Origin of the sequence: Mesorhizobium sp. M7A.F.Ca.US.007.01.2.1 (assembly GCF_003998165.1) — a bacterium.
Lineage (GTDB): Bacteria > Pseudomonadota > Alphaproteobacteria > Rhizobiales > Rhizobiaceae > Mesorhizobium > Mesorhizobium ciceri.
In genome coordinates, this window is the sequence record NZ_RZQP01000093.1 from 1 (window position 1) to 12,308 (window position 12,308).

At 63.6% G+C, this 12,308-nt stretch carries 11 protein-coding genes; 3 read left to right on the top strand and 8 right to left on the bottom strand.

The genetic code is table 11. The features are described 5' to 3' along the window. Positions 1–11 precede the first annotated feature (11 nt). Positions 12–653: a DapH/DapD/GlmU-related protein gene (locus tag EN949_RS17975; RefSeq protein ID WP_063168299.1), complete on the bottom strand. Its 642-nt coding sequence runs from the start codon at positions 651–653 to the stop codon at positions 12–14. A gap of 138 nt (positions 654–791) precedes the next feature. Next, positions 792–1,310: a CreA family protein gene (locus EN949_RS17980; RefSeq protein WP_024501452.1), complete on the bottom strand. Its 519-nt coding sequence runs from the start codon at positions 1,308–1,310 to the stop codon at positions 792–794. Positions 1,311–1,498: 188 nt separating this feature from the next. Here EN949_RS17980 and EN949_RS17985 point away from each other — a divergent pair, with 188 nt between their 5' ends. The 3 genes from EN949_RS17985 to EN949_RS17995 all read left to right on the top strand — a co-directional run bounded on the left by EN949_RS17985 (position 1,499) and on the right by EN949_RS17995 (position 4,943). After that, positions 1,499–2,077, top strand: a complete 579-nt coding sequence (locus tag EN949_RS17985) for an SCO family protein (RefSeq protein ID WP_013530973.1) — start codon at positions 1,499–1,501, stop codon at positions 2,075–2,077. A gap of 10 nt (positions 2,078–2,087) precedes the next feature. Next, positions 2,088–2,960, top strand: a complete 873-nt coding sequence (locus EN949_RS17990) for a 50S ribosomal protein L11 methyltransferase (RefSeq protein WP_013530972.1) — start codon at positions 2,088–2,090, stop codon at positions 2,958–2,960. Positions 2,961–3,098: 138 nt separating this feature from the next. Further along, entirely contained in the window at positions 3,099–4,943 is a 1,845-nt protein-coding gene (locus EN949_RS17995) for an aminopeptidase P family protein (protein ID WP_063172482.1), read from the top strand. Between the two features lie 182 nt (positions 4,944–5,125). On the opposite strand, the gene EN949_RS18000 is transcribed toward EN949_RS17995, so the two are convergent. The 6 genes from EN949_RS18000 to EN949_RS18025 form a co-directional block, all read right to left on the bottom strand. Continuing rightward, positions 5,126–5,422: an AzlD family protein gene (locus EN949_RS18000; RefSeq protein WP_013530970.1), complete on the bottom strand. Its 297-nt coding sequence runs from the start codon at positions 5,420–5,422 to the stop codon at positions 5,126–5,128. Next, positions 5,419–6,147, bottom strand: coding sequence for an AzlC family ABC transporter permease (locus EN949_RS18005; RefSeq protein WP_013530969.1), 729 nt, complete (start codon positions 6,145–6,147; stop codon positions 5,419–5,421). Before EN949_RS18005 ends, EN949_RS18000 begins: the two co-directional genes overlap by 4 nt. Before the next feature lie 157 nt (positions 6,148–6,304). After that, positions 6,305–6,997: a TIGR02453 family protein gene (locus EN949_RS18010; RefSeq protein ID WP_013530968.1), complete on the bottom strand. Its 693-nt coding sequence runs from the start codon at positions 6,995–6,997 to the stop codon at positions 6,305–6,307. After that, entirely contained in the window at positions 6,997–9,201 is a 2,205-nt protein-coding gene (gene ligA / locus EN949_RS18015; protein ID WP_127371107.1) for an NAD-dependent DNA ligase LigA, read from the bottom strand. Before ligA ends, EN949_RS18010 begins: the two co-directional genes overlap by 1 nt. Positions 9,202–9,313: 112 nt before the next feature. Further along, complete coding sequence (recN, locus tag EN949_RS18020; protein ID WP_064993818.1) at positions 9,314–10,987, bottom strand: DNA repair protein RecN; 1,674 nt, start codon at positions 10,985–10,987, stop codon at positions 9,314–9,316. A gap of 226 nt (positions 10,988–11,213) precedes the next feature. After that, positions 11,214–12,083: an outer membrane protein assembly factor BamD gene (locus EN949_RS18025; protein WP_063168306.1), complete on the bottom strand. Its 870-nt coding sequence runs from the start codon at positions 12,081–12,083 to the stop codon at positions 11,214–11,216. Positions 12,084–12,308: the final 225 nt, after the last annotated feature.

A 12,308-nucleotide genomic window follows, 5' to 3' on the forward strand; every position in this document is an offset into this window, starting at 1 on the left:
TCTTGAGCTGGTCAGACGGCGTCGTTTTCCCAACGATCGAGGAATGCTTCGATCGGCATTGCCTGCATGTCGGGAACCGCTCTGGCGAGCTTTTCGACCGGCCAGTTCCACCAGGCGAGAGCTTCGATCCGCGCCGCGATATCCGGAGCGAAGCGTGGCCGGAGAGCCTTCGCCGGCACGCCGGCGACGATCGCGTAGGGCGGCACATCACGCGTCACCACTGCGTTGGCGCCGACCACCGCGCCATTGCCGATGGTGACCCCGGGCATGATCACCGCGCCGTGGCCGATCCAGACATCATGGCCGATGGTCACGGCTTTCGCCTGCCGCCGTTCGCGGAAGGCGGCATCGACGCCCAGCCAGCGAAAATACTCGTTCGGCCGGTAGCTGAGCTTGTGCTGGGTCAGCCGCTCTATGGGATGCTCCAGCGCATTGATGCGGCTGTTGGCGGCGATCGAGCAGAATTTGCCGATCGTCGTGTAGATCGCTTCCGAATGGCGTTCGAAATAGGAGAAGTCGCCGACGGTGACCTCGCGAAGCACCACCCGCTCGCCGATCGAGGCATAACGCCCAAGCTTGCACGCCTTCAACTCCGCGGTCGGATGGATGCGTGGCTCGGGGTCTTTCGGGACGAGATCTTCGGAACGGTCCATGCCGGCGGCTTTACCCCTAGGCGATTGGTCCCGCAAGCGGGGCCAATCGTCCGTCAGATCGTTTCCCGGCAAGGATTCGCCCAGGCGATTGGTCCCGCAAGCGGGGCCAATCGTGCGCCCGGGAAGGAACTGAATCGCCTATTGCGGCTTGCCTTTGCTCCACACCACGTTCTGGCCGTAGAGCGGCACGGTGGTGACCGACATTTTCGCCGAGCCGTTCTGCACCTGGCGCGAATGCGAGAGATAGATCAGCGTCTCGTTGGCCTTGTCGTAGATGCGGTTCACCACCTGCTTCTTCCAGATCAGGCTGATGCCTTGCTTGAACACTTCCTCGCCGCCCTCGCTCATGTCGATGTCGCCGATGGTGATCGGGCCGGTCTGGCGGCAGGAGATCGAGGAATCGGACGGATCCTCGAACCAGTTGCCCTTGTGCAGGCGATCGATGATGCCGCGATCGAAATAGGAGACATGGCAGGTCACGCCCTCCACCTTGGGGTCCTTGATCGCCTCGACGATGATGTCGTTGCCGAGCCAGTCGACGCCGACCTTGCCGACTTCATCGGCCACGGCGGCCCCGGCACCTAGAACAACGCACGCGGCCAAGGCACCGCCGATCAGTCTTCGCCCAATCAGTCCGTGCCCAATCAGTCGTTGCAAGGGACCCTCCTGCGGTTCGAGTTGCCGGTCACAGGTGGGGCGAGCGGCCCGGCTTTGCAAGCAGATAGGTCGACACCGCAGCGGTTGCGGCAACGCGGCACTTTGCCTGTGCGGGGCCGAACCGCTAAGACTGTCACACAGGCGCGGCATTGAGCCGGCGCGACGATTTCTGCAGACGGACTTTTCTGATGATGCGTTCTATCCTGGTCGGTATTCTCGTCCTGATGGCGGCCGGCATCGGCTGGCTGACCTTCGACTGGTATCGCGGCCACTATGGCGGCGAGCCATTCGGGGCCGCCTTTACTCTGGTCGACCAGAAAGGCGCGCCGATCACCGAAGCCGCCTTCCGGGGCCAGCCCAGCGTCGTCTTCTTCGGCTTCACCCATTGCCCCGAGGTCTGCCCGACCACGCTGTTCGAACTGGCCGGCTGGCTGAAGACGCTCGGCGACGACGGCAAGAACCTGCACGCCTATTTCGTATCGGTCGATCCGGAGCGCGACACGCCTGAGGTGATGAACGCCTATGTCAGCAATTTCTCCGACCGCATCGTCGGCATCACGGGCGCTCCGGACAAGGTCCATGCCATGGCCAAGTCGTTCGGCATCTATTGGAAGAAGGTCGACACCGGCGACGGCGACTACACGATGGATCATACCGCCTCGGTGCTGCTGCTCAACGCCAAGGGCGATTTTGCCGGCACAATCGCCTACGGCGAAAGCGCCGATACGGCCATCGCCAAGCTGAAGCGGCTGGCGGCGAAAGGCTGATTACCATTTCATGACCCAGACGCGCCTTTACTTCACCACCGGAAAGATCGAGTCCGTCAGCATTTTCGCGGCGCTTGAGGCGGCCTTCGAGGAAGAGGGGCTGCCGATCGCCGTGCTGGAGGTCGACGAGGACAAGGACATCCACGAAGTGTCGCTCTATGCCGATGGCGACGTCGATGCGGTCGAGACCCGCTTGAAGGACATCCTTGCCGGCCTTTCCCTGTCGAAGCCGATCGAGCGCGAGCCCCTGCCCGACATCGACTGGGTGGCGCATTCGCTGGAAGAGTTGAAGCCGGTGCGTGCCGGACGTTTCTTCGTCCACGGCGCACATGACCGCAGGAAACGCCACAGCGGCGAACTCGCCATCGAAATCGAAGCCGGCCTTGCCTTCGGCACCGGCCATCACGGCACCACCGCCGGCTGCCTGGAAATGCTGGAAAGAGTGGTCCGGCGCGAACACCCGCGCAATGCGCTCGACCTCGGCACCGGCAGCGCGGTACTGGCGATCGCCGTCGCCAAGCTGGCGCACATTCCGGTGCTGGCCACCGACATCGATCCGGTGGCGGTGCGGGTGGCTGCCGCCAATGCGCGGCTCAACCACGTCAAGGCACTGGTGGAAACAGCAACCGCGCCCGGCTTTCACCATCCGATCTTCGGCAAGCGCGCACCCTTCGATCTGATCGTCGCCAACATATTGGCGCGGCCGCTGATGCGGCTGGCGCCGCAAATGGCCCATCATATCGCACTTGGCGGCTCGATCGTGCTGTCGGGCATCCTCGAGCGCCAGCGGGACGCGGTCATCTCGGCCTATGTCGGCCAGAATTTCCGCCATGTCAGAACCTTGCACCGCGAGGGCTGGGTGACGATCCACCTGAAGCATTAGACCGGCACCGACCGAGCTTGGACCAAATTCCCCCAGTTGTCAGTCCGGCGATGCTGTAGCAGGTTGCGCGCAGCCGGAAATCGATTCCGATTTCCGCGACCGTACGCTACGGTTGCGCGGACATGCAGGAGGCCCACCATGTTCCAGACCTTCGATTCCGCGGGCGACCCGGCCGTCGGCAAACCGCGCGTGGCGCTGCTGCGCCAATGGCTTGAAGTTAACGGGCTGGACGGCTTCATCGTCCCGCGTGCCGACGAGCATCAGGGCGAATATGTCGCCGATCGTTCGGCGCGGCTGAAATGGCTGACCGGCTTCAGCGGCTCGGCCGGCGTCGCCATCGTCCTGCGCGACCGCGCCTTCGTCTTTGTCGACGGGCGCTACACGCTGCAGGTGCGCAGCGAGGTCGATCTCGACGTCTTTTCAATCGAAAGCCTGGTCGACAATCCGCCGGCTGTCTGGCTGAAAGACAATCTTGGCAAGGGCGCACGGCTCGGCTTCGATCCATGGCTGCACACGATCAGCGAGGTCAAGGCGCTGCAGGCCTCAGTCGACAAGAACGGCGCCGTACTGGTGCCGCTCGACAAAAACCCGATCGACATCATCTGGAAGGATCAGCCCGACGCGCCGGTGGCTCCCGTCGAGCTCCACCCGATCGGCTTTGCCGGCGAGCTCGCCAAGGACAAGCTGGCGCGGCTGGCGGCGGCGATCGCCAAGGACGGCGCCACCCATGCGGTGCTGACCGACCCCTCCTCCATCGCCTGGGCCTTCAACATCCGTGGCGGCGACGTGCCGCACACGCCGCTGGCGCTCGGCTTCGCCATCCTCGCCGCCGATAGGTCGCACCAGCTTTTCATGGATAAGCGCAAATTCTCGCGCCAGGTCGCCGCCTACCTCACCCAGCTCGCCGAGCCGCATGAGCCCGGCGAATTCGAAGCCGCGATCACAGCGCTTGCCAAGAGTGGCGCGAAAATCGCGCTCGACCCGGTGCTGGCGGCTGACCGGCTGCGCATGCTGGTCGAGGACAATGGCGGCGCCGTCATTGCAGCAGCAGATCCTGCCCGAATCCCGCGCGCCACCAAGAACCAGGCCGAGATCAACGGCTCGCGCGCCGCGCATCGCCGTGACGGTGCGGCCGTGGCGAAATTGCTGTGCTGGCTGGAGCGGCAAAAACCCGGCTCGCTCGACGAGATCGCTGTCGTCACCAGGCTGGAGGAACAGCGCCGGCGGACCGGCGAGGAAACCCAGATGCCGCTGCGCGACGTCTCCTTCGACACCATTTCGGGCGCCGGCCCGAACGGCGCCATCATGCATTACCGCGTGTCGCGCGCCACCAGCCGCAAGCTGCAGGCCGGCGAGCTGTTCCTGCTCGATTCCGGCGCGCAGTATCAGGACGGCACCACCGACATCACCCGCACCGTGCCGATCGGCCAGCCGACGCAGGAGATGCGCGAACGCTTCACCCTGGTGCTGAAAGGCATGATCGGCATTTCCACCTTGCGCTTTCCCGCCGGCACGCGCGGCTCCGAGATCGATGCCGTCGCGCGCATGGCGCTGTGGAAGCACGGCTGCGACTTCGCCCACGGCACCGGCCATGGCGTCGGCTCGTATCTGGCCGTGCATGAAGGGCCGCAGCGTATCGCCCGCACCGGCACCGAAAAGCTGCTAGAAGGCATGATGCTGTCCAACGAGCCCGGCTACTACAAGGAAGGCTCCTACGGCATCCGCATCGAGAACCTGATCCTGGTGACGCCGGCGCAAGAGATCGAGGGCGGCGACATCGCCATGCACGGCTTCGAGACGCTGACGCTGGCGCCGATCGATACCAGGCTGGTGCAGTCGGACCTTCTGACGCGTGACGAGCTGCATTGGCTGGACTCGTACCACGCGCGCGTGCTGGCCGAGATCGGCCCGATGCTCGACGGCGAAACGCTGGCCTGGCTGGAGAAGGCCACCGCGCCGCTGCCGCACGACGCGAAGATTTGATTTTCTGAGGCGCCGAGGGCGTGTCGGGATTCAGGTCAGGACGAGCCGAAAACGATGGGTTCCGTGAACCGGAGCGGAGCGTACTTTTGGGTACGGAGCTCAGTTCTACCGCAATGCGGTAGAACTGGGAAGCGCAGGAAGCCGCCGTTTGCAGGCCGTCATCACCTGAATATCGATACGCCCTACCCGACGAACTGCCGCGCCACGATCAATACCGCCGCGCCCGCCAAAAACATCGCCATCAACCCACCGCGCAGCGAAACCACGGCGGTGACCACCAGTGCGGCCCATTCCGCCGGGCCGGCGTTCAACAGCTCGGGCGCTACCAGCGTCGTCAGCACCGCCGCCGGCACGGCATTGAGGCCGGCCTCGACGCGGGGATGGATGGTATCGAAGCGCGATATCACCAGGTGCCCGCCGATGCGCGTCAGATAGGTCGCGATTGCGCCGGCGATAATGATCCAGAAGGTCGTGCTCATGGCCGTGCCTTTACGCCGCTATGGTGGGGAGGCAGGATGACCGCCAGCAGCACACCGGCAACAGCGCCAATCGAGACATGCCAGGGCGAGCCCACGGTCTTGTAGGCGATGATGGAGGCGGCAGCGCTGGCAATGACCACCGGCAGCCACAGAGGCCGCTTGCGGAAGCCCAGCACGAGACCGAGGAAATAGATCGGCAGCAGGAAATCGATGCCCAGCGCGTGCGTGTCGGGGATCAGCTTGCCGAACAGCGCACCAAGCGCGCTTTCGACGATCCAGAACAGATAGACAGGCAAGCCAAGTCCCAGATACCAGGCAAAGCCGACCGTCTGGCCGGATTGCGCCCTCGCCTCGGCCACCGCGAATTGCGGATCGGTGAGGATGAAATAGCCTAGTACCTGCTGGATGACAGGCCAGTGCGCGATGCGCCGGCCGATGCCGGCGGAATAGAGCACGTGGCGGAAATTGACGGCGAAGATCGACAGCACGATCAGCCACGGCGCCACATGCTGGCCGAACAGCTGGATGCCGACCATCTGGCTGGCGCCGCCATAGACCAGCGCACTCATCAGAAAGGCTTCCAGGACCGAGAAGCCATTGTCCACGGCGAGCGCGCCGAACAGCACCGCAAACGGCGCCGAGGCCACCACCACAGGCATCGACAGCCGCACGCCTTGCCAGAAATCGCTTCTGTCGCCGCTCTCGGAAATTACGTCCGTCGCCATCAACCACTCCTGATGCATGTCGCCCAAAAGGGGGATAACGACATGCACAACAACAAGGGAAGCGCGGTATGTAGGTGGCGCGGCTTGCCGTGTCACACGAATTCGCTTGAGCCAAACGATCAGCGGAAATGATCGCTGGATCGGCTGAGTTAGACGCTTATTCCTTCAGGATCTTGCCCTCGATCGCCCTGCCCCAGTCGAGCAGCGGCTTGGCGCGCAAGGTGAAATCGACGAGCTCGTCGACCAGATCAGCCGTATGGATTCCCGCGGGATCGATAACATGCTGGACGACAAAATGCCGGTTGCGGATGGCGGCGACAAGGTCGGGATCGCTGATTTCCTCGAAGCCGCGTGGCGTACGCTTCATACGGCCTTCGGTCTCGAGTTCAAGCCGGTTCTTCTTCAACGCCGCCACCAGGGCGCGAAACCTGTCCGGCTTCGTCGCGATGGCTTTGCGCATCGCCAGCAGCAGCGCCGGCTCCGGCTGCCACCAGGCAATGTCGGCGAAGCAGCGCTCAAGCCCGACATGGACGTAGAACACGCCCTGCTCCATCTTGGTGCCGTCGGGCGACAGGATGGCAGACAAATGCCTGTTGTAAGGCCGCTTGTCCTTGGCGAAGCGCACGTCGCGGTTGATTCGGAACAGCGACTTCTTGCGGTCGCCGCGCAGGCCGAGACCCGCCTTTGCGAAGCGCTCGGTCAGCGTGTCGACGAGATCACTGAGCGGATCGCGCAATTCCTGTTCGAACAGGTCACGGTTCTCCAAAAACCACTCTCGGCTCTGGTGGAAATCCAGCGCCTTGAGGAACGGAATGGCTTTTGGGCCGAACCCTTTGAATGCGCCGTCCATCAGGCCTTGCCGATCCGCGCCAGCCAGGCATCTTCGTCGATGACCTCGATGCCGAGTTCGCTGGCGAGCTTGAGCTTGGAGCCGGCACCCGGCCCGGCGACCACCAGATCCGTCTTCGCCGAAACCGAGCCCGCGACCTTGGCGCCGAGGCGCTCCGCCATCGCCTTGGCCTCGGAGCGTGTCATCTTTTCCAGCGAGCCGGTGAACACGACAGTCTTGCCCGCGACCTCGCTGTCGGCCGAGACGTTGACGATATACGGCTTCGGCTTGACTTGGCGGAGCAACGCATCAAGCACGTCGTCATTGCGCTCATTGCCGAAGAAGTCGCGAAGCGCATCGATCACCGTGTCGCCAATGCCGTTGACCGACGGGAAGACACTATGCGGATCCTCCGCTGCCGCTGTTTCCTTACCCACGCGGATCAGTTCCTCGATGGTCGAGAAGGTGCGGGCAAGCACAGCCGCCGTCGTTTCGCCGATATGGCGGATGCCGAGCGCGAAGATGAAACGGTCGAGTTCCGGCTCGCGGCGTGAGTCGATGGCCGCGAACAGCTTGTCGAGGCCCTCATAATTGCGGTCCTCGACGCTGCGCACGTTCTTGCGCGTCTTGCCCGATGCGGCCTCGCGCTGCCTCGCCTGTTCCTCGCGCCGTTCCGCCAGCGCCCTGGTGACAGCCGGACGGCGATCCCTGAGCGTGAAGATATCGGCGGCGGTCCTGATCAATCCCGCGTTGAAGAACGTGTCTATGTTCTCCGCGCCGAGGCCTTCGATGTCCAGGGCACCGCGCGACACGAAGTGGCGCAATCCTTCCACCGCCTGCGCCGGGCAGATCAGCTCGCCGGTGCAGCGGCGGCGGGAATCCTCCTTGCCGGTCTTCTCGTTGATCTCGCGCGTCGCCGGCGAGCCGCATATCGGACAGGTGTGCGGGAATTCGTACGGCACGGCATCGGCCGGCCGCTTGTCGATGACGACGCTGACGATCTGCGGAATGACATCGCCTGCCCGCTGGATCACGACCGTATCGCCGATGCGCACGTCGATGCCGTCGCGGATCGGCTGGCCGGTCGAGTCCAGGCCCTTGATGTAATCCTCATTGTGCAGCGTGACGTTCTCGACCACGACGCCGCCGACCGTGACCGGCGCCAGCCGCGCGACCGGCGCCAGCGTACCGGTACGGCCGACCTGGATGTCGATCTTCTGCACGGTCGTCATCGCCTGTTCGGCCGGAAATTTATGCGCGATCGCCCAGCGCGGTTCGCCGGTGACGAAGCCCCAGCGGCGCTGCAACTCCAGCTGGTCGACCTTGTAGACGACGCCGTCGATATCGTAGCCGAGCGCCGAGCGCTGCTCCTCGATCCGATGATAATGCGCGATCAACTCCTCGGCCGATTTCGCCCGCACCATCAGCGGACTGATCTTGAATCCCCACTCGGCGAATTTCTGCACCGAATCATACTGGGTCGGAGCCGGATCCGCTGTCGTGTAACCCCAGGCATAGGCGAAGAATTTGAGGTTGCGGCTGGCGGTGACGGATGGATCCTTCTGGCGCAGCGACCCGGCCGCCGTGTTGCGCGGATTGACGTAGTCCTGGCCGCCGACGGCGGCCGAGCGCTGCTTCAGCGCCTCGAATTCCGCATAGGTCATGTAGACCTCGCCGCGGATCTCGATGGTTTCGGGCCAGCCCGAGCCTTTCAGCTTTGCAGGGATGTCGGCGATGGTCTTCAAATTGGCGGTGATGTCTTCGCCGACGGCGCCGTTGCCACGCGTTGCGCCCTGCACGAACACACCGTTTTCGTAACGCAGCGAAGCCGATAGCCCGTCGATCTTCGGTTCGGCCGTGAACGCAATGTCGAGTTCCTTGTCGCGATCGAAGAACCGCCGCCCGCGTTCGATGAAATCCGTGACATCATCGTCGGTATAGGCCTTGGCAAGGCTGAGCATCGGCACCGCGTGGCGCACCTTGGTAAAGCCTTCCGCGGGTGCCGCACCAACCCTGAGCGATGGCGAATCCTCGCGCACCAGCGCTGGAAAGCGCTCCTCGATGGCAAGGTTGCGCCGCGCCAGCGCATCATATTCCGCGTCGCTGATAACAGGCGCGTCTTCGGTATGATAGCGCCGGTCGTGCTCGGCGATCTCTTCCGCCAGCCGCTTCAGCTCGGCTTCGGCCTCGCTCTCACTGAGCGAATCGACAGGTTTTTCAGCCATGCTTTCCTTCCCCGGACGGTGGCCCGCCACAATAGATCAGGATTTTGGGAAAATCATTCCTGAACAGCAGGATGGAGCCATATCCTGACTCGATCCCTGACACGCGTTGTTCTTATGCCGCCGTGGTGTTTTCACGCAGCAATCGCTCGGCGGCGGCGCGCGCCTCGTCGGTGATGGTGGCGCCGGCCAGCATGCGCGCGATCTCTTCCTGCCGCGCCGGCCGGTCCATCTCGGCAATGCCGGTGGCGACACGGTCGGTGGTGCCGGATTTGGAGATCAGGAAATGCGTCGCCGCGCGTGCCGCGACCTGTGGCGCATGCGTCACCGAGAGCACCTGGACGCGCTTCGACAGCCGCGCCAGCCGCTGGCCGATCGCGTCGGCGACAGCGCCGCCCACCCCAGTATCGATTTCATCGAAAACCAGCGTCGGCGCCGAGCCGCGGTCGGCCAGCGCGACCTTCAACGCCAGAAGGAAGCGCGAAAGTTCGCCGCCGGACGCCACTTTCATCATCGGCCCGGGCCGCGTGCCTGGATTGGTGCGCACCCAGAATTCGATCTGGTCGATGCCCTCTTCCATGCGGCTCTCGGCCTCGCTCTTCATTTCCACGATGAAGGCCGCGCGTTCGAGCTTCAGGGCCGGCAGTTCCGCCATGACCGCCTTGGTCAGGCCGACCGCCGCCGCATGACGAAGCGAGGACAGCTGCGCGGCGGCAATGTCGTAGGTCTCGCGTGCCGCGGCGGCCTGCTTTTCCAGCCCGTGCAAGCGCTCCTCGCCGGCATCGAGATCGGCAAGATCGGCCGACATCGTGTCGCGAAGCTGCGCCAGATCGTCGACGGCGACGCTGTGCTTGCGCGAGGCCGCGCGCAGCGAAAACAGCCGCTCCTCCGCCTTCTCCAACCGCTGCGGATCATATTCGGTGGCGCGCAGTGCGGCCTCGACCCCCGATTGCGCCGCGTCAAGCGACAACATCGCCTCGTCGAGCGACTTGACGACGTCGTCGAGCAGGCCGGGCGCCTCGGTCACCTTGCGCTGCAGCCGCCGCAGCAGGCTGGCCAGTTGCGGCAAGGGCGAGGACGGGCCGGACAGCACATCCTGCGCATCATGGATTTCGGAAGCGATCTTCTCGGCCCGCATCATCGACGCCCGCAGTTCGGCGAGATCCGTCTCCTCACCCGGCTGCGGATCGAGCTTGCTCAATTCCGCCACCGCCGCGCGCAGATAGTCGGCCTCGCGCGCGGCCGCCGCCACCTTGGCGCGGTGGCGCGACAACTCCTGCTCGCAGGCGCGCCAGTGCCGCCATGCCTCGCCAGTCGAGCGAACGGCGCCGAGATGGCCGCCGAAAGCATCGAGCACCTCGCGGTGAGCGCCGGGATCGACCAGAGCACGTTCATCGTGCTGGCCGTGGATCTCGACCAACGCGCGCCCGACATCGCGCATCAAGGTGACGCTCGAAGGCTGATCGTTGACGAAGACACGGGTACGGCCGTCCGCGGTCTGAAGGCGGCGCAGGATGATGTCGCCGTCATCCTCGATGGCATTGTCGGCTAGCAGCGCACGGGCCGGATGATTGCGCGGCACGTCGAAGACGGCGATAACCTGGCCTTGCGCCGCGCCATGGCGCACCAGCGACGCGTCACCGCGCGCACCAAGCGCCAGCGACAGGGCATCGAGCAGGATGGACTTGCCGGCACCGGTTTCGCCGGTCAGCACCGAAAGACCCGGCTGGAAGTCGATATCCAGCTTCTCGATCAGGACGATATCGCGGATCGACAGTCTGGAGAGCATCAGAACCCGAATCTAGGACGGCACGCGACCATTTGCAGTCGCAGCGGCGCACTATCTTTTTGTTTGAGCACCGGATCAATCCGAAAAAAGCGCTGCGTACGCTTCGATCCGATGCTCCAAGCAGGTTCCGCAAAAGTGTTCCGCGGTTTTGCGACAAGAACCTGCGACAAACAACGAAATCAGGCAGACGGCGCGTTGGCGAAGCCCGCGACGTCTGCTTGGGGGGTCAAGCCCCGGTGATCAATTTCCCGGCCTTGGATATCCACGATCCGGCATTTTCGCGCGGTGCAAGCCCATTGCTTTGCAACAGCTTGTAGGAATCCTTGTACCACGAGCTGTCGGGATAGTTGGTGCCGAGCACGGCGGCGGCCGTCTGCGCCTCCGAAGTCAGACCCATCGCGTAATAGCTTTCGGTCAGGCGGGCGAGCGCCTCCTCGACATGGCGCGTGTTGGAATAATTCTCGACCACGGTGCGGAAGCGCTTGACGGCGGCGATGTATTCCCGGCGCTCGAGATAGTAGCGGCCGATCTGCATTTCCTTGCCGGCCAACTGATCGTTGGCGAAGCGGATCTTTTCCTTGGCGTCGTCGACATATTCCGATGTCGGCCAGCGCGTCACCAGATCCTGCATTGTCTGAACGGTTTGGCGCGCTTCCTTCTGGTCCTGCGTCACGTCCTTGATCTGGCGGTAATAGCTCAAGCCGATGATGTACTGCGCATAGGCGGCGTCATCGGTCGATGGATAGAGCGTGAGGTAGCGCTTGGCCGAGCCGATCGCCTCGTCGTAATTGCCCTGGCGATAATCGGCGAAAGCGCCCATCACCATCGATTTGCGAGCCCATTCCGAATAGGGGTGCTGGCGGTCGACGGCGTCGAACTTGCGGCTCGCCTCCTGCAGGCGTCCGGCATTGAGATTGGCAAGGCCCTGATTGTAGAGAACATCGGCCGGTTCGGTCTGGTCGACATAGGTCGACAGGTCGATATCTTTCTCCGACGACATGCAGGCCGACAGGAAGAGCGATGGAACAACTACTGAAAGCGCCAGGAAAACGGCCCTCTGCGGTGCTTTCAATTGACCAACTCGCTTGAAGAACATGATTGGATCTCGCCCTTTCGGCGCTATTTCAATGCCAGTTGCATGCCATTGTTTCAAAACTGGTCCCCACTTTTGAACGACATGCACTAATCGACGGCAGCAGCCATAAACCATAACCGCCTTGCCCGGCAACGCTATCTCCGGCCAATCGCACATTTTTGTGGCGGCCGGACGCAGCTTGGACATCAATGCAATTTCACTGGCGGGGGGTGGATTTCTTCCAAA